Source organism: Ancylobacter sp. G4_0304 (assembly GCF_047501495.1).
Classification (GTDB): Bacteria; Pseudomonadota; Alphaproteobacteria; order Rhizobiales; family Xanthobacteraceae; genus Ancylobacter.
In genome coordinates this window covers 70,891-95,461 of record NZ_JAZDRM010000015.1, presented here as the reverse complement: position 1 = coordinate 95,461, position 24,571 = coordinate 70,891, and the positions used below count along the sequence as shown (strand labels likewise).

At 68.3% G+C, this 24,571-nt stretch carries 25 protein-coding genes; 17 read left to right on the top strand and 8 right to left on the bottom strand.

Annotation, left to right across the window (positions count from 1 at the left end; translation table 11 throughout):
• Positions 1-26: 26 nt before the first annotated feature.
• The 3 genes from VRZ77_RS10770 to VRZ77_RS10760 are packed head-to-tail and all read right to left on the bottom strand — an operon-like array spanning position 27 to position 2,124.
• On the bottom strand, positions 27-689 hold the full coding sequence (locus VRZ77_RS10770; RefSeq protein ID WP_414592651.1) for an amino acid ABC transporter permease: 663 nt from the start codon (positions 687-689) through the stop codon (positions 27-29).
• Positions 686-1,498, bottom strand: coding sequence for an amino acid ABC transporter ATP-binding protein (locus VRZ77_RS10765; protein ID WP_414592650.1), 813 nt, complete (start codon positions 1,496-1,498; stop codon positions 686-688). Before VRZ77_RS10765 ends, VRZ77_RS10770 begins: the two co-directional genes overlap by 4 nt.
• Positions 1,498-2,124 carry a DUF1989 domain-containing protein gene (locus VRZ77_RS10760; RefSeq protein ID WP_414592649.1) on the bottom strand — a complete coding sequence of 209 codons (627 nt, stop codon included), beginning with the start codon at positions 2,122-2,124 and terminating at the stop codon, positions 1,498-1,500. Before VRZ77_RS10760 ends, VRZ77_RS10765 begins: the two co-directional genes overlap by 1 nt.
• 289 nt (positions 2,125-2,413) lie before the next feature.
• Between VRZ77_RS10760 and pxpB the strand changes: the two genes are divergently transcribed.
• From pxpB to VRZ77_RS10745, 3 genes are read left to right on the top strand one after another with little or no spacing between them, the layout of a single operon-like run.
• On the top strand, positions 2,414-3,166 hold the full coding sequence (gene pxpB, locus VRZ77_RS10755; protein ID WP_414592648.1) for a 5-oxoprolinase subunit PxpB: 753 nt from the start codon (positions 2,414-2,416) through the stop codon (positions 3,164-3,166).
• Entirely contained in the window at positions 3,163-4,215 is a 1,053-nt protein-coding gene (locus VRZ77_RS10750) for a biotin-dependent carboxyltransferase family protein (protein ID WP_414592647.1), read from the top strand. Before pxpB ends, VRZ77_RS10750 begins: the two co-directional genes overlap by 4 nt.
• The gene (locus tag VRZ77_RS10745) at positions 4,212-4,985 is read left to right on the top strand and encodes a LamB/YcsF family protein (RefSeq protein WP_414592646.1); all 774 of its coding nucleotides are present in this window, start codon (positions 4,212-4,214) and stop codon (positions 4,983-4,985) included. The genes VRZ77_RS10750 and VRZ77_RS10745 overlap by 4 nt, the downstream gene beginning before the upstream one ends.
• Before the next feature lie 3 nt (positions 4,986-4,988).
• Here the strand turns inward: VRZ77_RS10745 and VRZ77_RS10740 are convergent, their stop codons facing one another.
• The 3 genes from VRZ77_RS10740 to VRZ77_RS10730 are packed head-to-tail and all read right to left on the bottom strand — an operon-like array spanning position 4,989 to position 8,480.
• Positions 4,989-6,257 (bottom strand): Zn-dependent hydrolase, encoded by a 1,269-nt coding sequence (locus tag VRZ77_RS10740; protein ID WP_414592645.1) that lies wholly within the window; start codon positions 6,255-6,257, stop codon positions 4,989-4,991.
• On the bottom strand, positions 6,254-7,234 hold the full coding sequence (locus VRZ77_RS10735) for a hydroxyacid dehydrogenase (protein ID WP_414592644.1): 981 nt from the start codon (positions 7,232-7,234) through the stop codon (positions 6,254-6,256). The genes VRZ77_RS10740 and VRZ77_RS10735 overlap by 4 nt, the downstream gene beginning before the upstream one ends.
• Before the next feature lie 31 nt (positions 7,235-7,265).
• Positions 7,266-8,480 carry a glutamine amidotransferase-related protein gene (locus tag VRZ77_RS10730; protein ID WP_414592643.1) on the bottom strand — a complete coding sequence of 405 codons (1,215 nt, stop codon included), beginning with the start codon at positions 8,478-8,480 and terminating at the stop codon, positions 7,266-7,268.
• Positions 8,481-8,819: 339 nt separating this feature from the next.
• Between VRZ77_RS10730 and ehuB the strand changes: the two genes are divergently transcribed.
• From ehuB to VRZ77_RS10700, 6 genes are all read left to right on the top strand, one after another.
• The gene (gene ehuB, locus VRZ77_RS10725) at positions 8,820-9,689 is read left to right on the top strand and encodes an ectoine/hydroxyectoine ABC transporter substrate-binding protein EhuB (RefSeq protein WP_414592642.1); all 870 of its coding nucleotides are present in this window, start codon (positions 8,820-8,822) and stop codon (positions 9,687-9,689) included.
• Between the two features lie 125 nt (positions 9,690-9,814).
• The gene (gene ehuC, locus VRZ77_RS10720) at positions 9,815-10,474 is read left to right on the top strand and encodes an ectoine/hydroxyectoine ABC transporter permease subunit EhuC (protein ID WP_414592641.1); all 660 of its coding nucleotides are present in this window, start codon (positions 9,815-9,817) and stop codon (positions 10,472-10,474) included.
• Between the two features lie 3 nt (positions 10,475-10,477).
• Positions 10,478-11,143 carry an ectoine/hydroxyectoine ABC transporter permease subunit EhuD gene (gene ehuD, locus VRZ77_RS10715; RefSeq protein ID WP_414592640.1) on the top strand — a complete coding sequence of 222 codons (666 nt, stop codon included), beginning with the start codon at positions 10,478-10,480 and terminating at the stop codon, positions 11,141-11,143.
• The gene (ehuA, locus tag VRZ77_RS10710; protein ID WP_414592639.1) at positions 11,140-11,910 is read left to right on the top strand and encodes an ectoine/hydroxyectoine ABC transporter ATP-binding protein EhuA; all 771 of its coding nucleotides are present in this window, start codon (positions 11,140-11,142) and stop codon (positions 11,908-11,910) included. Before ehuD ends, ehuA begins: the two co-directional genes overlap by 4 nt.
• Positions 11,911-11,954: 44 nt before the next feature.
• A complete protein-coding gene (locus VRZ77_RS10705; protein ID WP_414592638.1) occupies positions 11,955-13,130 on the top strand; it encodes a M24 family metallopeptidase in 1,176 nt (391 codons plus the stop codon).
• 11 nt (positions 13,131-13,141) lie between these two features.
• Entirely contained in the window at positions 13,142-14,299 is a 1,158-nt protein-coding gene (locus VRZ77_RS10700) for a M24 family metallopeptidase (protein ID WP_414592637.1), read from the top strand.
• A 37-nt stretch (positions 14,300-14,336) separates the two neighbouring features.
• Here the strand turns inward: VRZ77_RS10700 and VRZ77_RS10695 are convergent, their stop codons facing one another.
• On the bottom strand, positions 14,337-15,242 hold the full coding sequence (locus tag VRZ77_RS10695; protein ID WP_414592636.1) for an FCD domain-containing protein: 906 nt from the start codon (positions 15,240-15,242) through the stop codon (positions 14,337-14,339).
• Between the two features lie 306 nt (positions 15,243-15,548).
• Between VRZ77_RS10695 and VRZ77_RS10690 the strand changes: the two genes are divergently transcribed.
• The 7 genes from VRZ77_RS10690 to VRZ77_RS10660 are packed head-to-tail and all read left to right on the top strand — an operon-like array spanning position 15,549 to position 22,313.
• Complete coding sequence (locus VRZ77_RS10690) at positions 15,549-16,358, top strand: ABC transporter substrate-binding protein (protein ID WP_414592635.1); 810 nt, start codon at positions 15,549-15,551, stop codon at positions 16,356-16,358.
• 40 nt (positions 16,359-16,398) lie between these two features.
• Positions 16,399-17,130: an amino acid ABC transporter permease gene (locus tag VRZ77_RS10685; protein WP_241621862.1), complete on the top strand. Its 732-nt coding sequence runs from the start codon at positions 16,399-16,401 to the stop codon at positions 17,128-17,130.
• Entirely contained in the window at positions 17,120-17,893 is a 774-nt protein-coding gene (locus VRZ77_RS10680) for an amino acid ABC transporter ATP-binding protein (protein WP_414592634.1), read from the top strand. Before VRZ77_RS10685 ends, VRZ77_RS10680 begins: the two co-directional genes overlap by 11 nt.
• Before the next feature lie 30 nt (positions 17,894-17,923).
• Positions 17,924-19,093 carry a M20 family metallopeptidase gene (locus tag VRZ77_RS10675; RefSeq protein WP_414592633.1) on the top strand — a complete coding sequence of 390 codons (1,170 nt, stop codon included), beginning with the start codon at positions 17,924-17,926 and terminating at the stop codon, positions 19,091-19,093.
• Between the two features lie 3 nt (positions 19,094-19,096).
• On the top strand, positions 19,097-20,194 hold the full coding sequence (locus tag VRZ77_RS10670) for a mandelate racemase/muconate lactonizing enzyme family protein (protein ID WP_414592632.1): 1,098 nt from the start codon (positions 19,097-19,099) through the stop codon (positions 20,192-20,194).
• A gap of 1 nt (position 20,195) precedes the next feature.
• Positions 20,196-21,368, top strand: a complete 1,173-nt coding sequence (locus VRZ77_RS10665; RefSeq protein WP_414592631.1) for a M24 family metallopeptidase — start codon at positions 20,196-20,198, stop codon at positions 21,366-21,368.
• A gap of 24 nt (positions 21,369-21,392) precedes the next feature.
• Positions 21,393-22,313: a dihydrodipicolinate synthase family protein gene (locus tag VRZ77_RS10660; RefSeq protein ID WP_414592630.1), complete on the top strand. Its 921-nt coding sequence runs from the start codon at positions 21,393-21,395 to the stop codon at positions 22,311-22,313.
• Positions 22,314-22,387: 74 nt separating this feature from the next.
• On the opposite strand, the gene VRZ77_RS10655 is transcribed toward VRZ77_RS10660, so the two are convergent.
• Entirely contained in the window at positions 22,388-23,608 is a 1,221-nt protein-coding gene (locus VRZ77_RS10655) for a pyridoxal phosphate-dependent aminotransferase (protein ID WP_414592629.1), read from the bottom strand.
• Positions 23,609-23,871: 263 nt separating this feature from the next.
• Here VRZ77_RS10655 and VRZ77_RS10650 point away from each other — a divergent pair, with 263 nt between their 5' ends.
• A complete protein-coding gene (locus VRZ77_RS10650) occupies positions 23,872-24,558 on the top strand; it encodes a FadR/GntR family transcriptional regulator (RefSeq protein ID WP_414592628.1) in 687 nt (228 codons plus the stop codon).
• Positions 24,559-24,571: the final 13 nt, after the last annotated feature.

The window sequence follows — 24,571 nt, the reverse complement described above, 5'->3', positions numbered from 1 at the left end:
AGGCGCGCGCTCCTCTGGCGCGAGGATCAGACATAGCGGGCATTGTGGCGCTCCAGCACGGCCGCGACCTGAGAGAGCATCGTGGTCATGATCAGATAGATCACCGCCGTGGCGGCATAGAACTCGAAGGGCCGGAAGGTGGTGGCGATGATGGTCTGGGCGTAGAGCGTCAGCTCGACCACGGTGATGGTGGAGAGCAGCGAGGTGTTCTTCAGCGTCGAGATCGCCTCGTTGGTCACCGACGGCAGGATGATGCGCACCACCTGCGGCAGCACGATGCGCCGCAGCGTCTCGACGCGGCTCATGCCGAGCGCCAGCGAGGATTCCACCTGCCCCTTGGGAATGGCGGAGAGCCCGGAGCGGATGATTTCCGCGACATAGGCCCCGCTATTGATGCCGAGCGCCAGCACGCCGGCCACGAAGGGCGACAGGCCGAGCCCGAGCTGCGGCAGGCCGAAATAGACGATGAAGATCTGGATCAGCGCCGGCGTGCCGCGAATGAACCAGATGTAGAAGACGCTGGCCTGCCGGACGATGCCGATCGAGGAGGCCTTGCCCAGCGCCACCAAGAGCCCGCACACCCAGCTCACCAAGATCACCAGCACGGTGATCACCAGCACCAGCCAGGAGGCGTGCAGGAAGCCCGGCACATAGGGCAGGAAGAAGTCGAGCCATTCGGAAAAGGTCATGGCCGCGCGCCTCCCACCACTTCGTCCGCCACATGCTCGTGCAGCACGCGCTTGAGGAACTGCTGGAGCCGCTCGCTCTTGGGCCGGCGCAGCACCTCGCGCGGCGGCCCGTCCTCGGCGATTAGGCCCTGGTCGAAGAACACGGTGCGGGTCGAGACCTCGCGGGCGAAGCCGATCTCATGGGTCACCAGCAGCATGGTCATGCCCTCCTGCGCCAGCGAGGCCATCAGCGCCAGCACCTCGCCGACCAGTTCCGGGTCGAGCGCGCTGGTCACCTCGTCGAACAGCATGAGGCGCGGCTTCATGGCGAGCGCGCGGGCAATGGCCACGCGCTGCTGCTGGCCGCCGGAGAGCCGGCTCGGATAGGCGCCGCGCTTGTCGGCAAGGCCGATGCGCTCCAGCAGCGATTCCGCGGTCGCCACCGCCTCGGCACGGGGCCGACCGAGCACGCGCATCGGCGCCTCGATCACATTCTCCAGCACCGTCATGTGCGGCCACAGATTGTAGCTCTGAAACACCATGCCGATGCGGGCGCGCAGCGCGCGCAGCTGCGCCTCGCTCGGCCGGCCGCGCGCGCCTTCCGCAAAGTCGAAATGAAAATTCTCGAAGTCGAGGAAGCCCGAATTGGGCATTTCCATCACATTGATGCAGCGCAGGAAGGTGCTCTTGCCCGAGCCCGAGGCGCCGATCACCGACACCACCTCGCCGGCATGGACGTCGAGCGAGATGCCCTTGAGCACCTCATGCGCGCCAAAACTCTTGCGCATCTCACGGATGCGCAGCAGCGGCTCGGGTGCCTCGTCCGCCATCACGCCACTCCCTGAGGGGGAAGAATGTCGAGGATGCAGTCGCGCGGCGTGCGGTCCGGCCCGTTGATGGTGGTGATGTCCTGCGGGCAGTTGGAGAACACCAGCACCGCGTCGAACTCGGCCTTCAGCTCGATATAGGAGCCGGGCTTGGAGCGCGGCAGGATACGGTCAAGCGTGCCGTCGGGGCGCACCTCCACGCTCATGAACAGGTTCAGCGGCGCGGGAGTGAAGGGATAGCTGATGCCGATCTCGCCGAGCGCCTCATGCATGTTGGTGGCGCAGGAGCGGTGAAAGGCGGTCACGCCGAGCTGGCGGTAGATCGCCGGGTTGCAGGCGCACAGCAGCGTGTCGTGATTGCCGGCTGAGGTGTCCTCGGCAATGCAGACGATCGGGCGGCGCTCGGTGGTCACCAGCGCGGTGCCCTTGTTCACATAGGCGACCGAGTTGAACGAGCGCAGATTGTCCATGGACAGGAATTCGGACAGGTCGTGCGCGTTGAACGCCCAGAAGTCGAGCGCCTGCGTGCCGTAGGGGTTGGTGAGCCGCACGCTCCAGCCGGCCTTGAGGCGCAGCGCCTTGCCGTGGCCGGCGGGAAGAACGATCTGGGCGGCCTCGTCGAACGTCATCTGCACACGCCTCTGCCAGTGAATCGCGACCCGCCGCCAGAGCCGGCCGAACTGGCCGATGGGCGCGGGATCGATGACTGGAATTTTTATGGTATACCGATGGAATGCAAGTGGATTTTTTAAGCACCCATGCCTGCGATTTGGTCTTTGCGGATCGCGCCGGCTGGCCGATCATGCCGCGAAGCGCTGCGAGGCAATTTGAAATAACCTGTTGAATTATATCGATAAAAATCCCACCATCGCCTTGCTCGCCTCGCCCTCCCTCGCTGGAAACTCCGTCAAGCCGCCCATGAACACGCCCCCCGCCCCACCCCCTCGCCTGCTCGACGCCGGAGATGGCGGGCTGGTCGTCGAGTTCGGCAGCGATGTCGACGAAAAGGTGAACCGGCGGGTGGTCGCGCTGGATCGGGCCCTTTCCGAGCACCCGGTCCAAGGCGTGCGCGAGACCGTCCCGACCTATCGCTCGCTGCTGGTGCTGTTCGACCCGCTGGCGATCGGGCGTGACGCGCTGGCCCGCCATATCCTCGCGCTCGATCATGGCGAAGACGATGCGGCCGGCGGCACGCACTGGCGCGTGCCGGTGCGCTATGGCGGCGAGCATGGCGTCGATCTGGAGGCGGTGGCCAAGCTTCACGGCCTGTCCACCGAAGAGCTGATCGCGATCCATAGCGGCGCGCTGTACCGGGTCTACATGATCGGATTCGCGCCGGGATTTGCCTATCTGGGCGGCCTGCCCGAGGCGATCCACACCAGCCGCCGCACCGATCCGCGCCCGAAGACGCCCCCGCGCAGCGTGTCTATCGGCGGGCGGCAGGCGGCGGTCTCCCCGCCGCTGGAAGTGCCGAGCGGCTGGCATCTGCTGGGCCAGACCCCGGTGCGCTCCTACGATCCCGCGCGCGCCGAGCCGTTCCTGTTCGCCCCCGGCGACACGCTGCGCTTCCGGCCCGTCAGCCTGAGCGAGTATGACGACATGCTCGCCGCGGCGGAGCACGGGGAGATCGTGGCGGAAAGGCTCGCCGCCGAGACGGAGCCCCGGCCATGAGCGAGAATCATCTGGCGCTGACCGATGGCGGGCTGTTCTCCACGCTTCAGGATGCCGGCCGCTTCGGCTATCAGCGCTTCGGCATCTCCAATTCCGGCGCGATGGACAGCGTCAGCATGCGCCTTGCAAACGCGCTGGTCCGCAATCCCGGCGACGCCGCGGTGGTGGAAATGACGCTGTCCGGCATCACCTTCACCGTCGCCGCCCCCAATTGCCGCATCGCGCTGGCCGGCGCGGCGATGCCGGTCGCGATCAACGGCCGGCCGGCGCAGCCCCATCAGGCGCACGACCTCGCGCGCGGCGACACGGTGACGGTCGGCCGCGCGGCAAGCGGCATGCGCGGCTATCTCGCGGTCGCGGGCGGCTTCGATGTCGCCCCGGTGCTGGGCAGCGTCTCGACCCATACCCGCTCGCGCATCGGCGGGCTCGATGGCGGCCCGCTCGGTGCCGGGACCATCCTGCCGCTCAAGGGCGCGCCCTCCGGCCCGCCACTGCGGCTCGATGCCAGCCGGCTCCCGGCCGCGGACACCCGGCTGCGCGTGGTGCTCGGCCCGCAGGCGGACGCGTTTACGGCGAAGGGCATCGAGACCTTCCTGACCTCGACCTATCGCCTCTCCAACCGTGCCGACCGCATGGGCTGCCAGCTTGAAGGCCCCGAGGTCGAGCATGCCTCGGGCTTCAACATCGTCTCCGACGGCATCGCCAACGGCTCGATCCAGATACCCGGCCATGGAAGGCCGATCATCCTGCTCGCCGACCGCCAGACCACGGGTGGCTACCCGAAGATCGCGACCGTGATCGGCCCGGACCTGCGGCTCCTCGCCCAGGCGCGGCCCGGCGACGAGATCCGCTTCGAGGCGGTGGACCTGGCGGAGGCCGTCCGCATCGCGCAGGCGGCAGCGGCGAGCCTCAAAGAGATCATCGCCGGCATGGAGCCGGTGGTATTCGGCGCGGCCGCGCTCACCAGCGACCGGCTGCTTGGCCTCAACCTCATCAGCGGCGTCACCTGCGCCGCGCAGGATCCCTTCAGCGAGACGGGGCGGACATGACCAGCATCGACATCAATTGCGACATGGGCGAGGGCTTCGGCGTCTACACGCTCGGCGACGATCCGGCGATGCTGGAGATCGTCACCTCCGCCAACATCGCCTGCGGCTTTCATGCCGGCGATCCGCTGGTGATGGCCGCGACACTGGCGGCCGCGAAGAAGAACGGGGTCGGCGTCGGCGCCCATCCCAGCTTCCTCGATCTGTGGGGCTTCGGCCGCCGCCCGATCATGGGGGAGCGCCCGGCCGATATGGAGAAGCACATCATCTACCAGATCGGCGCGCTGCAGGCCCTCGCCTATGCCGACGGGCAGAAGCTCCAGCATGTGAAGACCCACGGCTCGCTCGGCAATATCGCCAATGAGGACCCCGAGCTCGCCGACGCCGTGGCCCGCGCCATCCGCGCGGTGGACCGCGACCTGATCTTCATCGTCATGCCGGGGCTGGAGATGGAGCGCGCCGGCCTCGCCGCCGGCCTGCGCGTGGTGCGCGAGGTCTATGCCGACCGCGCCTATGCCGACAACGGCAATCTGGTCTCGCGCAAGCTGCCCGGCGCGGTGATCCACGACGCGGACGCCGCCGCGACGCGGGTGCTGCGCATGGTGGAGGATGGCGAGATCGTCACCGCCAGCGGCGGCCGCCTCAAGGTGCGGCCGGAAACCGTGTGCGTCCACGGCGACACCCATGGCGCGGTGGAGATGGCGCGCACCATCCGCGACCGGCTCTCCGCCGCCGGCCTCAAGCTGCTGCCCTTTGGCGAAGCGCTGGACTGACGCTCAGCGATTGTCGTCGCGCGCCAGAAGCTGCGCGATGACATCGGCGGCGACGACGAAATCCTCGATCCGCATCGCCTCGTCGGGATTGTGGCTGCCGTTCTGGTTGCGCAGAAACACCAGCGCCGCGGGCACGCCGGCATTGGCGAAGGTCGCGGTGTCGTGGCCCGCTCCGCTCGCCATCTCGACGAAGCCGACGCCTTGCGCCTGCGCCACCGCCGCGAACTGCGCGCGCAGGCTCTCGTCCAGCCGCGCCGGCATCGAGCCGGAACGCTCGCCGAGATCGAACCGTACGCCCCGCGTGGCCTCGATACCGGCGACGATTTCCATCAGCCGGTCATGGATGCGCTCAAGGCAGGCCGGCGACAGGCTGCGCACGTCGAGGCAGAAGCCGACCTCGCCTGGCACCTTGCTGAAACCATGCAGATCGGGCGGCGTCGCCACCTCGCCGAAGGTGATGGTCGCGCTTTCTCCTTCAGCCAGCAACTCGGCCCAGAACCCATCCAGCGCGGTGATAAGATCGGCGAGCGCGAACACCGCGTCGTGGCGATGGCCGCGCGGCACCGCGCCGGAATGGCCCCATTCGCCGAGAATGCGTCCCTTGCGATAGCGGAAGCTCCCGGAAATGCCGGTGACCAGCCCGATCGGCACATCTTCGGCGCCGAGCACCGGCCCCTGTTCGATATGCAGCTCGATGAAGCCGTGCACGGTCTTCGGGTCGAGATGCACCTTGCCGGTTCCGACTTGGGAAGGATCAAGCCCGAGCCGCGCCATGTGCTCGCGCAGCGCCAGCCCCGTGTCGGAGCGCGGCGTGTCGAGGCTTTTCTCCGGCAGCAGGCCGAGCGCGGCGCGGCTGCCGAGATAGGACAGCGGGAACCAGTTGCTCTCCTCGGCGCGGATCGCCATCACCGTGATCGAGCGGCGCGGACGGATGCCAGCCTGAACCAGCGCCCGCACCGCCGCCATGCCGGCGATCACCCCGGCGGCGCCGTCGAAATTGCCGCCATGTGGCACGGAATCGAGATGGGAGCCCACCACCCAGCCCGGCAAAGCGGGATCGCGCCCTTCATAGGTGAGATAGAGATTGCCGGCCGGATCGATGCGCTGCGACAGGCCGAGCGTCGCCGCCTCGCGCTTCATCACCTCATGGGCGAACTGCTCGCCGTCGCCAAAGGCCGCGCGGGTGATGCCCGGCGCGTCCGTGGTGTGTTCCGCCAGTTCGTCGAACAGGCGTTCGGCAAAGGCGCGGTCGGTGGCGATGTCGGATGTCACGCGAGAGTCCCCTGGCCGAGCGGCCACACTTCAGGATTGACGAGATGAGGCGGCCGGCGGCCGGCGAGCACGTCCGCCACCTGCTGCGCCACCAGAAGGGCGGTACGCTCCAGCGCCTCGACCGCCGAGCCGGCGACATGCGGGCTGAGCACCACATTGTCGAGGCCGGCGAGCGGCGAGGCCGGGTCGAGCGGCTCGCGCACGAACACGTCGAGCCCGGCGCCGCCGATGCGGCGGGCGGCCAGCGCCTGCGCCAGCGCTTCCTCGTCGATCAGCGCGCCGCGCGAGGTGTTGACGAGGAAGGCGCCCGGCTTCATCAGCCCCAGCTCGCGCGCGCCGATCACCCCGCGCGTCGAAGGCGTGCCGGGCAGGTGCAGCGAGACCACGTCGGCGATGGCGAGCAGCGCATCGAGACTGTCCATCCGCTCGACACCGGATTCGAGGAAGGCCGAATCCGGCTGGCTGCGCGAGAAGCCGACCACGCGCATGCCGAAGGCGCGCGCCAGCTCCGCCGTGGCGCGGCCGATATTGCCGAAGCCGACCACGCCGAAGGTCGCGCCATGGAGCTCGCGCAGCGGCGCGCGGTATTTGAAGCCGAAATCGCCACGCCGGACCGCCGCGTCCGCCCCCGGCACGCCCTTGGCGAGCGCCAGCGTCAGGGCGAGCGTCTGCTCGGCCACCGCGCGCACATTGGTGCCCGGCGTATTGACCACGCAGACCCCGCGCCGGCTCGCCTCGTCGATATCCACCGGGTCGGTGCCGACGCCGTGCACGCCGATCACCCTGAGCCCGGGCGCGGCCGCCATGGCCGGGGCGCGCAGGCCGGCGTCGCGGGTGATCACCGCCTCCATGCCGGCCATAGCGCGGATGATGGTGTCGGCATCAAAGGCCGGCGCGTTCACCGGCTCAATGCCGGCCTGCGCCAGCAGCTCAAGCCCGGCGGGATGGATGGGTTGCACGATGAGGCAACGGGGCATGGCGATCAGCCTTCGAGAGGAAGCGGAGAGTTCAGGCGCCGGCGGCGGCCTTCAGGAAGCCCGCGATCAGCGGATGCGGCCGGCCGCGCCGGCTGGCAAGCTCCGGGTGCCCCTGCATGCCGATGAAGAAGCGCAGCCCCGGAACCTCGATGGCGTCGGCGAGATCGCGCTCGGCCTGCCAGCCCGCCACGCTGAGACCGGTTTCGGAGAGCCGCCTCTGGAGTTCGGGCTCCAGCACGAAGCGGTGATTATAGTGCACGTCGAGCGTTGCCGCGCCGTCGACCAGCGCCGCCAGCCGCGTGCCCGGCTCGATGCGGCAGGGCTCGATGCCGAGCCGGTGCATGGGCCGGCCATGGATGTCGTGCAGGCGCACGAAGGTCTTGGTCTGGGCGGAAGGGTCGGCCTCCGCGAGGTTGGCGTCGTTGAAGCCGCAGATTTCCTGCGCCACCGCCGTCGCCATGGTCTGCATGCCCAGGCACAGGCCCACCGTCGGCAGGTCGCGGCGGATCGCGAGCCGCGCCGCCTCTGTCTGGCCGCGCACCTGCTCCATGTCGGAGCCGCCGGGCAGCAGCAGGCCGTCGGCGTCGGCGAGTGCACGCTCCCACACCGGCGCGGGCTCGTCGCGCGGGTCGACGAAGCGCAGCGCGAGATTGAGGCCGAGCGTCTCGGCGGCATCGCCCAGCGCGGCGATATTGGCGGGATAGACCTCGCGCATCAGCGCCTCGTCGCCGACCACCACGATGGTGAGCACCCGCCCGGAGGCCGGCGCGGGCGCCACGCCGAGACGGAACGGCCGGCCGAATGCGTCGAGCTGCCAGGCGCCGAGCACCGCGTCGCTGCCCTCGCCCCGCACCTCGAAAACGCCGTCCTTCTCGACGACCGTCAGCGTCTCGACCGTGCGGCCGGCGGCCAGGGCGGTGGCGGCGATGCGCCGGCCCGCCTCGGCCTGGATGGGAAGATGCGGATTGATCGGCACCACCACGCACGCATCGTCGAGCCGCACCACCGCGCCGCGATCCACCGGCGCGGCGACCGGCGCATCGCTGGCGCGCTCCGCCCAGAACACGCCGTTCGGCGCCAACTCGCCATGGGCCAGCACATGGATGTGGCAATCGAACCGGGCATGGCCGCCGCCGCCGGTCACCAGCGTGGTGAAGCGGGCACCGCGCTCGGCGGCGAGCTCGCCGGCGACCATCCCGTCAAGCGCGGGCAGGGGCGTGTCGTGGACGACAAGGACGATGGTCATCTTTTTCTCCGGCAAGCGGCGGTATCTGCGCATTCGTTCGGCACTGTGCCCGCGACGCAGGCACGCCCTCCTGAGATCACCGGCGCTGACGCCGGGAAAGGCGTTAGGCCGGGACGCCGCGTCGGGCAAGGCATTTGGCATGCATTTCGCGTGCCGCTGGTTTTTATTTGGTATACCGATTGTATTGGCCTGGCATTTGCATTTCTCCCATCGACCTGCCCGTTGCCGCCTCGACGCCACGCGATGGCTCCGCACCGGGTGCGGTCGCGCTGATTTGCACTTTTTCGATCAAAATAAACCAAGCCACCCTCGGGCGGCCAGAGTCGAACCGGAGATGACATGACCACGTTCAGAAGCCTCTTCGGCAAGGCGGCGATCGCCGGCCTCGCCCTCAGCCTGATGTCCGGCATGGCCGCGGCACAGTCCCTCATGGAGAAGATCAAGTCCGGCGAGATCATTCGCGTCGGCTTCGCCAATGAGGCGCCCTTCAGCTCCGCCAATGCCAATGGCGAGCTGGTGGGCTCCGATATCGTGCTGCTGCGCGCCACGCTGGAAAAGATGGGCGTGAAGGAATTCGACGGCGTGCTCACCCCGTTCGGCTCGCTGATCCCCGGTCTCAAGGCCAAGCGCTTCGACATCATCGCGGCCGGCCTCTACATCCGCCCGGACCGCTGCAAGCAGGTGGCCTTCGCCGAGCCGATTTTCGCGGTTGGCGACGCCATCATCGTGCCGGCGGGCAACCCGAAGAAGCTGTCCGCCCTCGGCGATTTTGCCAAGGATTCCAAGCTGAAGCTCGGCTACACCACCGGCGCCGGCGCCATGATCGAGCACGCCTACGCCTCCGGCATGCCCAAGGAGCAGGCGGTCGCCCTGCCCGACGGCCCGGCGCTGATCGCCGCGCTGAAGGCCGGCCGCATCGACGCCTTCATCTACCCCTCGCTCTCCGCGCAGGAGCTTATGAAGGCGGCGAATGACCCGGCGATCGAGCGCGCCGATCCGTTCACCCAGCCGGTGGTCAACGGCAAGCAGGTGCTCGGCGTCGGTTCCTTCGCGGTGCGCACCGACGACGCCGAATTCCTCAAGGCGTTCAACGAGGCGATGCTCTCGATCCTGAACTCGCCGGACTACCTCAAGATGATCGAGCCCTTCGGCTTCTCCAAGGCCGATATCCCGGTCGGGCTGACCACCGCCGAGCTCTGCAAGGGCTGATCGACCGCCCCTTGTACACGCCTACCGCACACGCCCCCTGCCCGCCGCGCTCCCGAGGCGGGCAGGGTTGAAGGACCGCGGGCGCCCGGCCCGGCGCCCGCGGTCGCCCCGCCGCTGGAGACCCCATGCAGATCGTCTGGGAATACCGACACTTGCTGATCGAGGGCGTGCGCATCACGCTCCTCATCACCGCGCTGTCCGCGGTGCTGGCGATCTTCATGGCCTTCGCCTCGGGGCTCGCGCGCGATGCCCGCTCTGCGCTGCTGCGGGTACCGGCCATCATCTATATCGAGCTGTTTCGCGGCACCTCGCTGCTGGCACAGATGTTCTGGCTGTTCTTCGTGCTGCCCTCCTTCGGCGTCGAACTGCCGGCGCTGGCCTGCGGCGCGCTCGCCATCGGCCTGTGCAACGGCGCCTATGGCTCGGAAATCGTGCGCGGGGCGCTGCGCGCCGTGCCGCGCGGCCAGCGCGAGGCCGCCATCGCGCTCAACTACTCCCCGGCGCAGACCTTCCGCATCATCCTGCTGCCGCAGGCCGCCCGCATCATGGCCCCGCTGTTCGGCAGCCTCGTCATCGAAATACTGAAAGGCTCGTCGCTGGTCTCGCTGATCACGCTGGCGGACCTCACCTTCCAGGCCAAGAACATCATCCTCGTGCACCTCAACACCACCGCCGTGCTGAGCACGGTGCTGGTGATCTATTTCCTCATCGCCCTGTTCATCAGCGGCGGCGCGCGGCGCATCGAGCGCGCCCTGTCGCGCGGTGTCGACGGCGCGGGGAGGTAGGCCATGGAGTTCTCGTTCGAACTGCTGTGGGAAATCCTGCCGCAATTGCTGCGCGCCACCGTGGTCACCCTTGAGGCGACGTTCTGCGGCTTCGCCATCTCGCTTGTGGTCGGGCTGGTGATGGTGAGCTTCATGCGCGCGCACCGCCGCTGGATACGGATCGCCGCGCGCCTCGTCATGGAGTTCCTGCGCGCGACGCCGCTGCTGGTGCAGGTCTATTTCCTGTTCTTCGTGCTGCCGGAGTTCGGGATCAGCCTCTCGCCCTTCCTCACCGGGGTGATCGCGCTTGGCTGCCATTACGGGGCCTATGCGGCGGAGGCCTATCGCGCCGGGCTGGAGGCGGTGCCGAAGGGCCAGTGGGAGGCGGCGGTGAGCCTGAATTACGGGCGCCTCGCCACCTATCGCCACATCGTGCTGCCGCAGGCGCTGCCGCCCATCGTGCCCTCGCTCGGCAATATCGCGATCTCGATGCTCAAGGACACGCCGATCCTCGCGGCCGTGACCGTGACCGAGCTGATGTTCGTCGCCAACGAGATCGGGTCGGAGCGCTTCCAGTACACCGAGCCGGTGACGGCGGCGGCGCTGATCTATCTCGTGCTGAGCCTGGCCGCCGCGCCGCTCATCAATCTCATCGACCGGCGGCTGAGGCCGCAGGAGACCCGCGCATGATGCCCATGGTCAAATTCGAGAACGTCACCAAGCGCTTCGGCGCGACCGTGGTGCTCGACCGCTTCGACTTCGAGGCCGCGCGCGGCGAGAAGGTGGTGCTGATCGGCCCGTCGGGCTCGGGCAAGTCCACGCTGCTGCGCGTGCTGATGACGCTGGAGCGCGTCGAGGACGGCATGGTGATGATCGACGGCGAGGCGCTGTGGTACGTGCGCGACGGCCAGGACGTCGAGCCGGTGACGCAGGCTCATCTCCATCACATGCGGGCCAAGGTCGGCATGGTGTTCCAGCACTTCAACCTGTTCCCGCACATGACGGCGCTGGAGAACGTCGCCAGCGCCCCGCGCCATGTGCTCGGCAAATCGAAGGCCGAGGCCGAGGCACTGGCGGAGGTGCTGCTGCGCAAGGTCGGGCTCGGCGACAAGCTGTCGAGCTACCCCGCCCGGCTCTCCGGCGGCCAGCAGCAGCGCGTCGCCATCGCCCGCGCCATGGCGATGGAGCCGAAAGTCATGCTGTTCGACGAGGTGACGAGCGCCCTCGATCCCGAGCTGGTCGGCGAGGTGCTGGAGGTGATGCGCGCGCTCTCGGTGGAGCGCGACCTCACCATGCTGATCGTCACCCACCAGATGGGCGTCGCCCGCGCGCTGGCCGATCGCGTCTGCTTCTTCGAGAAGGGCGTGATCGTCGAACAGGGCCCGCCCGAGCAGGTCATCGACAACCCCGTCCACCCCCGCACGCAGGATTTCCTGCGCGCGGTGCGCCTCACCTGAACGTCGTCCATTCCGCCTCCGAAACGCTTTTCCGGTGCCTCATCATGTCCGACCGTCCTGCCCCGCCGCTCGCCACCTTCCCGCTCGCGGAATATGATGCGCGCCTCATCGAGACCCGCCGGCGCATGGCCGCGCGCGGGCTGGATGCGCTGCTGCTGTTCGCGCAGGAGAGCCTGTATTACCTGACCGGCTACGACACGTCGGGCTACGTGTTCTTTCAATGCGCGGTGCTGCCGCTGGACGGGCCGATCACCCTGCTGACCCGCCGCCCGGACGTCGCGCAGGCGCGCGACACCTCGACCATCGATGACGTGCGGGTCTGGTACAATGCCGAGGACGCCGATCCGGCCGGCGACCTCGCCGCCATCGCCATTGAGAAGGGGCTGAAGGGCAGCAAGCTCGGCGTCGAATTCGCCACTTACGGCCTCACCGCTGCCAATTGGCGGGCCGTGGAGCGCGCCTTTGACGGCCTCGCCACGCTGGTCGACGCCTCCGAGCTGGTGCGCGACCAGCGTCTCATCAAGTCGCCCTTGGAACTCGCCCATGTCCGCGAGGCCGGCCGCCTCGCCGATCTCGCCATGGAAGCCGCGCGGCTTGCGGCGCAGCCCGGCGCGCTGTCGGGCGAGATGGCCGGCGCCATCCTCGCCACCACCTCGGCCAATGGCGGCGACCTGCCGAGCGAGCAGCCGATCGTGAACAGCGGCCCGCGCGCGGTCTATGGCCGCGGCGTGCTCGGCGCGCACCGGCTGGAGAGCGACGATCAGGTGCTGGTCGAGTTCGGCGCCAGCCATCGCCGCTATATGGCGTGCATCGAGCGCACCGTGATCCTCGGCCGGCTCACCGACGAGCACGCCACCATGTTCCGCGTGGTGCGCGAGACCATGGAGGCGATGATCGGCGCCATACGGCCGGGCGCGCCGCTCGGCGCCATCGATGCCGAGCACCGCCGCGTGCTCGATGCCTCCGGCTTCGGTGCCGACCGCTACGGCGCCTGCGGCTATTCGCTGGGCGCCACCTTCGCCCCGACCTGGATGGACGTGCCGCCGATGATCTATTCCGGCAACCCGCTGATCATGCAGCCCGGCATGGTGCTGTTCCCCCACGCCATGCTCGGCGCCGTCGGCTCCCGCCGCGCGGTCGGCATGGGCCACACCGTGATCGTCACGGAAGACGGCTGCGAGGAACTCAGCCGCCTGCCGCTCGAACCGCTGATCGCCTGAGGAGACCCGCCATGCCGCTGCATTTCACGCTTGAGGAACTGGCCGAGCGCCGCGCCATCACCTGCGCCGGGCTGAAGCAGCGTGGCCTCGCCGGACTGCTGATGTTCCGGCAGGAGAGCATGTATTACCTCACCGGCTACGACACCTTCGGCTACGTGTTCTTCCAGTGCCTCTATCTGAGCGCCGACGGGCGGATGACGCTGCTCACCCGCTCGCCCGATCTCCGGGCCGCCGCCTACACCTCGATGCTGGAGGATGTGCGGGTCTGGGTCGACGGGCCAAACGCCCAGCCGGCGGTCGAGCTGCGCGACATCCTCGCCGAATACGGCGCCAAGGGCGAGCGGCTCGGCGTGGAATGGGACGCCTACGGCCTCACCGCCGCCAATGGCCACCGGCTGAGCGCGGCGATGGACGGGTTCTGCGAACTCGTCGACGCCTCTGACCTGGTGACGCGGCAGCGCGCGGTGAAGCGGCGGGCGGAAATTCCCTATGTGCGCAAGGCGGCCGAACTCGCCGACGCCGCGCTGGAAGCAGCGCTGCCGCTGATCAAGCCGAACGCGTGGGAAGGCGACATCCTCGCCGCGCTGCAGGCGACCGTGCTGGCGGGCGATGGCGATTATTCCGGCAACGAGTTCATCATCGGCTCCGGGCCCGGGCAGAATCTCGGCCGCTATGTCTCCGGCCGACGGCGGCTGGAGGCCGACGACACCCTCGCCATCGAGTTCGCCGGCGTGTTCCGGCACTATCACTCCGCGCTGATGCGCACCTATCGGGTCGGGGCGTGGGATGCGCGCCTCGCCCATCTCCACGATGTCGGCCTCCTCGCGCTGGACGCGTGCCGCGCCGCGATCCGCCCCGGCGCGACCTATGGCGACATCTTCAAGGCCTATACCGGCGCGCTGGAAGGCGCCGGCTTCGGCGGCGCGACGAACCGGCTGAACGCCTGCGGCTACAGCCTCGGCACCACCTTCTCGCCGAACTGGATGGACTGGCCGATGGTCTATCGCGACAACCCGGCGCTGGTGGAGGAAGGCATGGTCATCTTCCTGCACATGGTCGTCACCGAGGGCGAGCGCAACGTCGCGCCGGGCGAGACCTTCCTCGTCACCGGCGAGGGCTGCGAGCGGCTCGGCCGCCTGCCGGTCTCGCTCGACCCGTCCGCGCGCTGAGCTGCGAGGGCGGATGCGACGTCGAACGCGAAGGCAGCTAGCCGCGGCCCGTCTCGGCCGTGAAGCTCGGCGCGGCGGAGAAGGCGTTGCGCAGATGCATGCCCATCACCTCGGCCGCGCGGGCATTGTCGCCCGCCGCCACCGCGTCGATGATCGCCAGATGCTCGCGGCACCAGTCGCGCACGCGGCGCCGGTTCACATAGCCGCCGAACTCCAGAAGCCGCCGCAGCCGGTTCTGCTGCTGGATCGCCTGCAGCAGGAACACATTGCCGCTGAAGCTGGCAATGGTCTCGTGGAAATGGGCGTCGGTGTCGAAGATCTGGCGCGCATCGACGGTGGCGATGCGCGGATGGGTCTCAAGGAACAGGTGCTGGATCCGCAGGCGCTCCAGCAGCGCCGGATCGGCCTTGAAGGTCGCCAGCATCAGGCCCTGCGGCTCGATGATGCGGCGGAAATCATAGCTGCCCTGCAACGCCTGCCCGGTGTCGAGCGTGGGCAGGAAGGTCCAGCCGCGCCCGGCATTGCGCTCCAGCAGCCCGTCATCGACCAGCCGCGACAGGGTACGCTGGAGCAAGGCGCGGTCGACATCGTAGCGCCGGGCAATCTCGGCCTGGGTGAACGACACCGGCAGCAGGCCGGCGAGGCGGTCGCGCACGATGTCGGTGTAAAGGTCCTGATCGGCGGTGGCCGGCACCTCTATGGTCAGCCGGCGCAGTTCCTCCGGCGTCGCCTTGAGGAAGAAGCCCTGGTTGCGCCGCGCCTCCACGACACCATGCTCGGCCAGCAGCGCCAGCGCGGCGCGCACCGGGGTGCGCGAGACCTGAAGCAGGTCGCCGAACTGCTGCTCGCGCAAATGGTGACCGACCTCGAAACGGCCCTCCCGCACGACTTCGAGAATCTGGTTCGCCAGACGATACCGGTTCTGGCTGGACGCCCGCGCCATCGCACACCATGTTTGTATGAAATACACCCTATCATACAATACACCGGCGCCGCGCGGCAAGCCCCGGCACCAGCGCCGACCCCGCATCGCGTGAAGAAAACCAGCTGTTTCACCAGGCGGCAGCTCCGCCGGCCTTACCTAAGTCTGATTTTTCACCATCATACGTCCAAAATTTGTGCGCAGCCAGACCTCCGACGTGCTTGACAGTCACGGCCTGTCGATTTGTATAATTAGCGTCATAAAGTGCAATTTACCCCATAAGACGGCTGAATGGCCGGACCCTTCCAGATCACACAGGGGACCAACATGTTTCGCACCTTCATCGCCGCCCTCGTCCTTCCGCTCGGCCTGATGCACGGCGCCAGCGCCGCCGAGATGCCCAAGACCGGCCTGGTCGAGGCGGGCGCGCTGACCTATGGCGTCGCCGCCACCTTCTCGCCCTTCGAGTTCCAGAAGGACGGCAAGCTCACCGGCTTCGACATCGACCTGATCGACGCGCTCGCCAAGAAGCTGAACACCACCCCCAAGGCCATGAACATGGAGTTCAAGGGCCTGATCCCGGCGCTGCTCGGCGGCCGGATCGATATCATCAACTCCGCCATGTACATGAACCCGGCCCGCGCCGAGCAGGTCGACTTCGTGCCCTATCTCAAGATCGGCAACATGGTGATCGTCCAGGCCGGCAACCCGGCCAAGATCACCGGCCGCGACGACAGCCTGTGTGGCAAGATCGTCGCCGTCACGCTGGGCGGCATCCAGGAGAGCCAGGCCCGCGCCGACGACAAGCGCTGCACCGACAAGGGGCTGGCGGGCGTGAAGGTGCTGACCCTTCCCACCGCGCAGGATTCCGCCCTCACCCTGCGCCAGGGCCGCGCCGACGCCTATTACGACTCGACCCCCGGCGCGGTGAAGCTGCGGCAGGAACTGCCGGGCGTGTTCGAGCCGGTCGGCGAGGAATTCGAAGCCAACACCTCGATCGGCATGGCCACCCGCAAGGGCGACACCGCGATGCAGGACGCGCTCAAGGCCGCGCTGGCCGAGATCGTCGCCGACGGCACCTACGCCGCCCTGATCAAGAAGTGGGACCTGCCCGCCTCGGTCGCCATCTTCAAGTGATCGCCCGCCCGGACGCCGAAATGCGAGGAGACACAGGCGCATGATGTCATTCGATATGGTGGTCGAGTACATCGTCTCGCCCGCCTTCTTCCACGGCGCGCTGCTGACGCTGCTCATCACCGTCACCGCGCTCCTGTTCGGCGTCCTGGCCGGTCTCGTCATCGCGCTGATGCAGGAGACGCGGTGGCGCCCCCTGCAACTGTTCACCCTGTTCTATGTCTGGATGTTCCGCGGCACCCCGGTGCTGTTCCAGATCATCTTCATCTACAACGTGCTGCCGACCTTCGGCATCAGGCTGTCCGCCTTCGTCTCCGCCGTGATCGCCCTCGCGCTGAACGAGGGGGCCTACATGGCGGAGATCCTGCGCTCCGGCCTCGACGCGGTGAAGAAGGGCCAGCGCACCGCCGGCCTCGCGCTCGGTCTCACCCGGTCGCAGGTGATGCGCTGGATCGTGCTGCCGCAGGCCGCGCGTATCGTGCTGCCGCCCATGGGCAACCAGATGATCGGCATGCTCAAGACCTCCGCGCTGGTCTCGGTCATCGCGGTGGAGGAACTGCTGCTGGTCGCCAACCAGGCCGCCAGCGCCTCGTTCCGCTACCTGGAGGCGCTCACCGCCGCCGGCGTCTATTATCTGGCGCTCACCACCATCTTCATGATCCTGCAGGCGCTCATGGAGCGCAATCTCGACCCCAAGAAGCGCCGCCGCGCCGGCGAGAAGCGCCCGCTGCTCGACCGCCTGCTCACCGCCACGGAGAGCGCCGATGTCCGCTGACCCGATCGCCCGCCCGACCCCCGCCACTGACGCCCGGCTTCTGGAAATCATCGGCGTCGAGAAGCGCTTCGGCCATTTCCATGCGCTCAAGGGCTGCTCGCTCGACGTGGCGCGCGGCGAGACCGTCGTGCTGATCGGCCCCTCCGGTTCGGGCAAGTCCACGCTGCTGCGCTGCGTGAACCTGCTGGAGCCGGCCGACAGCGGCGACGTCTTCTTCGAGGGCGCCAACATCACCCGCGACCTCGGCAATGCCCCGCGCATCCGCCGCGACATCGGCATGGTGTTCCAGAATTTCGAGCTGTTCCAGCACCTCTCGGCCGCCGAGAACATCATGCTGGCGCCGATGAAGGTGCTCGGCCTGTCGCGGGCGGACGCCCATGACCTGGCGGGGGAACTGCTCGGCAAGGTGCGGATCCCGGAAAAGGCCGAGGCCTTTCCGGACGAGCTTTCCGGCGGCCAGCAGCAGCGCGTCGCCATCGCCCGCGCGCTCGCGATGAAACCCAAGCTGATGCTCTATGACGAGCCGACCTCCGCGCTCGATCCCGAGATGATCCGCGAGGTGCTGGACGTGATGGCCGACCTCTCGGCTGAGGGCATGACCAGCCTCGTCGTCACCCATGAGATGGGCTTCGCGCGCCGGGCCGCCGACAAGATCGTGTTCATGGAAGACGGCCGCATCGTCGAGACCGCGCCGAGCGACGCCTTCTTCGGCGGCGAGGTCAATGAGCGCGCCCGCCGCTTCCTCGACCAGATCCTGCACTGAGACCCGCGTTCCCTGAAGAAGAGTGCCGCCATGCTGAACCCCGTCTCCGCCGCCCCGGACATCGCCCGCATGAAGCGCGAGCTCGCCGCGCTCGTGGCGCTGCGCACCGAGAATCCGCCGGGCCGCGAGATCGATGCCGCGCTCTATATCCGCGACGTGCTCGCCCCTCTCGGCTTCGAGATCGCGCTCGACGAGTATAAGCCGGGCCGGGTGAACATCGAGGCGAAGCTGGTGAACGGGCCGGGCCCGGTCTTCGCCTTCAACACCCATATGGACGTGGTGCCCGCCGGGGACGGCTGGAGCTCCGATCCGTTCAAACTGCGCGAGGCCGACGGCAACCTCTATGGCCGCGGCGCCTGTGATTGCAAGGGCCCGCTCGCCGCCATGCTGGAGGCGGTGCGCATGCTCGCGAGCGACCGCGCGAGCTGGTCCGGCACGCTGCTCGCCGTGTTCGTCGGCGACGAGGAGATCGCCAGCGAGGGCGCCAAGCTCTATGCCTCGCGCAAGCCCAAAATCGACTATGCCGTGGTCGGCGAGCCGACCTCGAACACGGTCTATTCCGCCCATAAGGGCAGCCTGCGCCCGCTGGTGCGGGTGCTCGGCGTGCCCGCCCATTCCGGCTCGCCGCATCTGGGCGAGAACGCGATTCTCCGGGCCGGCGAATTGCTGGCGCTGGTCGCGCAGGCCCACGAAACCGACATCCGCCACCGCAGCCATCCGCTGGTGGGCGGGGCGAGCCTCACCGTCACGCGCATTCATGGCGGCCATGCCGACAATGTGCTGCCCGGCGCCTGCGAATTGCTGCTCGACCGCCGGCTGGTGCCCGGCGAGGACGAGGAGCAGGTGAAGGCCGACATCGCCGCGCTGCTGACGCGTGCCCATGAGCTGACCGGCCTGCGCGCCGAGATCGTGGAATGGAAGCCGACCACCGGCGGGGCGACCGAGACCGCCGTCGACCGCCCGGTGGTGCAGGCGAGCCTTGCCGCCTGCCGCGCCCACGGCATAACGAACTCCGGCCCGTTCGGCTTTCAGGGCGCCTGCGACCTCGTGCATTTCCGCTCCACCGGCGCGGAGGGCGTGGTGATCGGCCCCGGCTCGCTCTCCGTGGCGCACAAGGCCGACGAATTCGTGCCGGTGGACGAGTTCGTGACGTCGAGCCTGATCTACCGCGACATCGCCCGCAACCTGCTGACGGCCTGAGCCATGCGCGTTTCCCTTCATCGCGCTTTGCTCACCTATGGCGGCGGGCTGGTGCTCCACACCGCCTCCTCCGGGCGCATCGCCGGGCTCGACACGCTGTATCTGCGGCTCGAGACCGGAACCGTGGTGGCGGTCGGCGAGGTGCGGCTCAACATCGCCTATCTCAACGGGCTGGAGGCCGAGGCGGTGCTGGCCGAGGCGGTCGATGTCGTCGGCCGGATTGATTTCGAGGCCGGCGCCGCGTCCCTGCTCACCCTGCCGCCCGCCGCCTTCAGCGAGGCCAGCGCCCCGGTGCGCACGCTGATCGACAGCGCGCTGCACGATCTGGCAGCAAAGCAGGCCGGCGTGCCGCTTGCCACCCTGCTTGGCGCGCCGGACGGCGAGCCAATCGCCCGCGCCACCAACCAGACCCTGTTCATCTCCAGCGACGAGACCTTCCTCGAACAGGCGGCGGCCTATGTCGCGCGCGGCTTCCGCGACCTGAAGGTGCGGATCGGCGCTGGCGCCTTCGAGGAAGATTTGCGGCGGGTCGCCCTGCTCCGCGAGCGCTTCGGCGATGGCCTCAAGCTCGCCGCCGACGCCAATGGCTCATGGACGCTGGACGAGGCGCTGGCCAATCTCGGCGCGCTCGCGCCCTTCGGGCTGGCCTATGTCGAACAGCCGATCGCCCCCGGCGACTGGGACGCGCTCGACCGCCTCGCGAGCGCGACGCCGATCCCGGTCATGCTCGACGAGAGCGTGACGGGGCTCGACGATGTGCGCCGCATCATCGCGGCCGGCAACGGGCTGATGGCCCATCTCAAGCTGGTCAAGCTCGGCGGCATCGCCCCGACGCTGCAGGGCGCGCGGCTGCTGAACGAGGCGCATGTCCCGTTCATGATCGGCCAGATGAACGAGGGCGCTCTCGCCACCAGCGCCGCGCTCCATCTCGCCGTTGCGGCGCGCCCGCGCTTTTCCGAGCTCTATGGCGCCGATGGGCTGGTCGACGACCCCGCCTCCGGCCTCGTCTATCACGAGGGCATGGTGCGCGCGCCACAGGCCCCCGGCTTCGGTCTTCGCTTCGATGCGTCGCGCACGCATCTCATCAGGGAGTTTTCGTGACATGACCGCTACTTACGGTGTGGTCCAGGGACAGGAATCCGCCTTCCCCAAGGCCGAATACGACGCCCGCGTCGCCAAGGCGCGCGCCGGACTCGCCGAGGCCGGCATCGACGTGATGATCGTCACCGGGCCGGAAAACATCTTCTATCTCACCGGCCAGCAGACGCCCGGCTACTACACCTTCCAGGCGCTGCTGCTGCCGGTCGACGGCGACCCGGTGTTCGTGGTGCGCCAGCTCGAATTCTTCAACTTCACCGCCAACACCTACATCACCGACGCCGTGATTTATCAGGACACCGATGATCCGGTTCGGGTGCTGATGTCGCTGATCGAGGCGAAGGGGCTGAAGGGCAAGCGCGTCGCCATCGACAAGCGCGGCTGGTTCCTGCCGATCGCCACCTATGAGACGCTGATCGCCGCGCTCGGCACGGTGCACGACGCCGCCGGCGTGGTCGAGAAGCTGCGCATGGTGAAGTCGCCGCTGGAGGTGGAGAAGCTCGCCATCGCCGCGACCTATGTCGATGCCGGCCTGCGTGCCGGCCTTGCCGCCGTGCGCGCCGGCAATACCGAGAACGACATCGTGGCCGCGATGATGGGCGCGGCGATCGAGGCCGGCTCGGAATATATGGGCATGGAGCCGCTGGTCTCCTCCGGCCCGCGCTCGGGCGTGCCGCACGGCACCTGGAAGCGCCGCGAACTGCAGGCCGGCGATCCCGCCTTCCTGGAAATGGCGGCGGTGCACGACCGCTACCACGCCGCGCTGATGCGCTCGGCCTGGATCGGCACGCCGCCGGCCGAGGCGCTGGACATGATGAAGGTCTGCCAGGAAGCGCTGGCGGTCTCGCTCGACGCCATCAAGCCCGGCGTCGCCTGCGAGGTGCCGCACATCGCCTGCCAGAAGGTGATCGACGCCGCCGGCTACACCGACAATTTCCGCAAGCGCCTCGGCTACAGCGTCGGCATTTCCTTCGCGCCCGACTGGGGCGAGGGCGGCATTCTCAGCCTCAATGCCGGCGTGAAGACCGAGCTCCAGCCCGGCATGACCTTCCACCTGCCACCGGCGCTGCGCATCTATGGCCGCTTCACCGTCGGCGTCAGCGAGACCATCGTCGTCACCGAAACCGGCTGCCGCGTGCTCGGCACGCTCGACCGCGCCCTGGTCCAGATCGCCTGATCCCGCACTCCAAGAGTACCCGTCATGAAGGACATCACCGAAAGCCGGGAACGGCTTTCCGGCATATTCAACATCACCGTCACCCCGTTCACCGCCGACGGCGCGCTCGACAAGGCCGGCCTTGCCCGTTCCATCGAGCGCGTCATCGGGCTCGGCTTCGACGGCATCCTGATCGGTGGCACCTATGGCGAGTTTCCCGCCATGTCGACCGATGAGCGCGCGGAACTGTTCCGCGCCTCGATGGACGTGGTCGGCGACCGGGTGCCGGTGATGCTGTGCTCGGCCGGCTCGGACGCCCGCACGGTGCGCGACCTCACGCAGCTCGCCGGCGATCTCGGCGGGCTGCCCATGGTCACCCCGCCCTTCGTCTCGGAGGTCACCGACGGCCAGATCGTCGCCTTCTTCAAGGAGATGGCGCCGGTGTCGAAGACCGGCATCCTGATCTACAACGCGCCCGGCATCGGCATCACGCTGCAGCCGGACGTCATCGAACAGCTCGCGACCATCGAGGGCGCGGTCGGCATCAAGCAGGGCGACCTGTCGGTGACGCCGATCGACCGCATCGCCAACCGCCTCGGCGGCAAGCTGAAGCTGTTCTGCGCCTCGGACCTCGCCTTCCTCGGCCCGATGATGGCCGGCTTCGACGGCATCTCCTCGACCAATTCCTGCGCGCTGCCGGAGTTGATCCTCGCGACCTATCGCGCGCTGGAGGCGGGCGATGCCCGCACCGCGCGCGAGCTGCATCAGGTCTGGTATCCGTTCCGCGCGCTCGCCCGCAAGCACGGCCAGCCGCAGATGGTGAAGCTCGCCATGAACCTGCGCGGCTTCGACGGCGGCCACGTCCGCTCGCCGCTGCGCGACCTCGAAGGCGCGGCGGTTGAGGAAGTCACGGCGATGATGCAGGCCCTCGCCGCCGACCCGCGCTCCATGGTGACGCTGGCCTGAGAGGGCGCTCGGTCAAAAAATGAAAAGCCCGGCGGATCGCTCCGCCGGGTTTTTGTTTGCCAGCTCCGCTCCGGTCAGGCAGCGGCCCGACGCATCAGGGCCTGACAGGCCGCCTCGATACGGGCGCAGGCGGCGCGCAGTGTATCGGTATCCACCGCATAGGCGATGCGGAGATAGCCCGGCGTGCCGAAGGCCGAGCCGTGCACCACGCCGACATGGGCGGCGTCCAGCAGATAGGTCGCGACATCGAGGTCGCTGGCGATCACCCGGCCGTCCGGCGTGCGCGTGCCGATCAGCCCCCCGCAGTCGGCGAACACATAGAACGCCCCGTCCGGCATGTCGGCGGAAAGACCCGGCGTGCGCGCCACCATGTCCAGCACGACGCCGCGCCGCTCGCGCAGCACGTCGAGCCAGCCTGCCATGAAGTCCAGCCCGCCCTCCAGCGCCGCGATCGCCGCGCGCTGGCTGATGGTGGAAGGGTTCGAGGTGCTCTGCGACTGCAGCACCTGCATCGCGCCGATCAGCCACGCCGGCCCGCCGGCATAGCCGATACGCCAGCCGGTCATGGAATAGCCCTTGGACAGGCCGTTGACGGTCAACGTGCGCCCGAGCAGGCGCGGTTCCACCTGCGCCGGGGTGGCGAAGTCGCCGTCGAAGCGCACATGCTCATAGATGTCGTCCGCCATCACCAGCACGTCGGGATGGCTGAGCAGCACGTCGGTCAGCGCCTTGATCTCCGCGTGGCTGTAGACCGCGCCCGTGGGATTGTTCGGCGAGTTCAGCACCACCCAGCGGGTGCGCGGCGTGAGCGCCGCGGCGAGCTTTTCCGGGGTGAGCTTCCAGCCCTCCTCCGCCGTGGCGGCAACGATCACCGGCACGCCTTCGGCGAGACGGATCATATCGGGATAGGACACCCAATAGGGCGCGGGCACGATCACCTCGTCGCCCGGCGCCAGCGTCGCGAGGAAAGCGTTGAAGATGAGCTGCTTGGCTCCGGCCCCGGCGATCACCTCGTTGTCGGCATAAACGAGGCCGTTCTCGCGCGCGAACTTGGCGCGGATGGCGCGCTTGAGCTCCACTGTTCCAGGAACGGCGGTGTACTTGGTGTCGCCCTCGCGAATGGCGGCGATGCCGGCCTCGCAGATTGCGGGCGGGGTGGGAAAGTCCAGCTCGCCCTCGCCGAGATTGACGACCTTGTGGCCCTGCGCGACAAGGGCGCGGACCTTGTTCGAGATTTCGGCGGTCGGCGACGAGCCGGCACCGCTCATTCGCGGCGCGAGGCGGGCATGGGACATGGACACGGCTCCTAGTAGAGGGGAGCCGGTATTGTACTTATTGTATTAAATAGTGCAATTCTTTCCTGAAAGAAGCCGTCGCAAAAAGTCGGCGAAATCTCAACGTAACGCGCGACTAGTGGCCAAGAAGATGGCCACCAATGATGCTTTGGTTTGCATTGGGTGATTTTTTGGGCATTGCCGCGCGCGCGGAATGAAATGACTTGACGTTTGGGCCGGCGCTCAGCATATCCTGAACCAATCTTGTTTTGGTTGGACTTTGCATGCTAGGCTCCAGCGACCTCCATCCTGAGAAGAGCATTCTCACCCAGCTCCGGGGCTTTCTCGCCCAGGCGCATCTTCCGGAAGATGGAAGACTGCCGCCGGAGCGGGAACTGTCCGCCGCGCTCGGCGTGTCGCGGGCCGAACTGCGCAAGGCGCTCGATGTGCTGGAATCGGAAGGCCAGCTCTGGCGCCATGTCGGCAAGGGCACCTTCATGGGCAGCCGACCGCTCGATACCTTCGCCGATATCGAGGCGCTGGCCCGGCGCTCCAACCCCGCTGAGGTGATGCGCACCCGCATCGCCATCGAGCCGGAAATCGCCCGCGCCGCCGCCTTCAGCGCCACGCCCTCGGCGATCTCGGAGATGCGGCTGTGCCTGACGCGCTCGCGGCAGGCGGAAAACTGGCGGCAATATGAAGGCTGGGACACCCGCCTTCACCGCACCATCGCCGAGGCGACGCAGAACAGCCTGCTGCTGGGGCTGTTCGACACGCTGAACGCCGTGCGGCGCGCGGTGACCTGGGGCCGGCTGCGCTCGGCGCCATTGAAGCCGCTCACCGATCATCACAGCTTCGCCGAGCACGACGCCATCGTCGACGCCATCGAGCACCGCGACATGGCCGGCGCGGCTACGGCGATGCGCACGCATCTGCAGACTGTCGAGCGCAAGCTGCTCGACCGGCAATAGCTCAGCCCCCCGC

Coding starts and splice junctions, on each gene's coding strand:
- VRZ77_RS10765 (WP_414592650.1), bottom strand. CDS start 1,498: ATGGCGGACGAGGCACCCGAGCCGCTGCTGCGCATCCGTGAGATGCGC.
- VRZ77_RS10705 (WP_414592638.1), top strand. CDS start 11,955: ATGTCCGACCGTCCTGCCCCGCCGCTCGCCACCTTCCCGCTCGCGGAA.
- ehuB (WP_414592642.1), top strand. CDS start 8,820: ATGACCACGTTCAGAAGCCTCTTCGGCAAGGCGGCGATCGCCGGCCTC.
- VRZ77_RS10700 (WP_414592637.1), top strand. CDS start 13,142: ATGCCGCTGCATTTCACGCTTGAGGAACTGGCCGAGCGCCGCGCCATC.
- VRZ77_RS10655 (WP_414592629.1), bottom strand. CDS start 23,608: ATGTCCCATGCCCGCCTCGCGCCGCGAATGAGCGGTGCCGGCTCGTCG.
- VRZ77_RS10660 (WP_414592630.1), top strand. CDS start 21,393: ATGAAGGACATCACCGAAAGCCGGGAACGGCTTTCCGGCATATTCAAC.
- VRZ77_RS10665 (WP_414592631.1), top strand. CDS start 20,196: ATGACCGCTACTTACGGTGTGGTCCAGGGACAGGAATCCGCCTTCCCC.
- VRZ77_RS10770 (WP_414592651.1), bottom strand. CDS start 689: ATGACCTTTTCCGAATGGCTCGACTTCTTCCTGCCCTATGTGCCGGGC.
- VRZ77_RS10750 (WP_414592647.1), top strand. CDS start 3,163: ATGAGCGAGAATCATCTGGCGCTGACCGATGGCGGGCTGTTCTCCACG.
- ehuA (WP_414592639.1), top strand. CDS start 11,140: ATGATGCCCATGGTCAAATTCGAGAACGTCACCAAGCGCTTCGGCGCG.
- VRZ77_RS10670 (WP_414592632.1), top strand. CDS start 19,097: ATGCGCGTTTCCCTTCATCGCGCTTTGCTCACCTATGGCGGCGGGCTG.
- VRZ77_RS10735 (WP_414592644.1), bottom strand. CDS start 7,234: ATGCCCCGTTGCCTCATCGTGCAACCCATCCATCCCGCCGGGCTTGAG.
- VRZ77_RS10695 (WP_414592636.1), bottom strand. CDS start 15,242: ATGGCGCGGGCGTCCAGCCAGAACCGGTATCGTCTGGCGAACCAGATT.
- VRZ77_RS10650 (WP_414592628.1), top strand. CDS start 23,872: ATGCTAGGCTCCAGCGACCTCCATCCTGAGAAGAGCATTCTCACCCAG.
- ehuC (WP_414592641.1), top strand. CDS start 9,815: ATGCAGATCGTCTGGGAATACCGACACTTGCTGATCGAGGGCGTGCGC.
- VRZ77_RS10690 (WP_414592635.1), top strand. CDS start 15,549: ATGTTTCGCACCTTCATCGCCGCCCTCGTCCTTCCGCTCGGCCTGATG.
- VRZ77_RS10685 (WP_241621862.1), top strand. CDS start 16,399: ATGATGTCATTCGATATGGTGGTCGAGTACATCGTCTCGCCCGCCTTC.
- VRZ77_RS10745 (WP_414592646.1), top strand. CDS start 4,212: ATGACCAGCATCGACATCAATTGCGACATGGGCGAGGGCTTCGGCGTC.
- ehuD (WP_414592640.1), top strand. CDS start 10,478: ATGGAGTTCTCGTTCGAACTGCTGTGGGAAATCCTGCCGCAATTGCTG.
- VRZ77_RS10730 (WP_414592643.1), bottom strand. CDS start 8,480: ATGACCATCGTCCTTGTCGTCCACGACACGCCCCTGCCCGCGCTTGAC.
- VRZ77_RS10680 (WP_414592634.1), top strand. CDS start 17,120: ATGTCCGCTGACCCGATCGCCCGCCCGACCCCCGCCACTGACGCCCGG.
- VRZ77_RS10760 (WP_414592649.1), bottom strand. CDS start 2,124: ATGACGTTCGACGAGGCCGCCCAGATCGTTCTTCCCGCCGGCCACGGC.
- VRZ77_RS10675 (WP_414592633.1), top strand. CDS start 17,924: ATGCTGAACCCCGTCTCCGCCGCCCCGGACATCGCCCGCATGAAGCGC.
- pxpB (WP_414592648.1), top strand. CDS start 2,414: ATGAACACGCCCCCCGCCCCACCCCCTCGCCTGCTCGACGCCGGAGAT.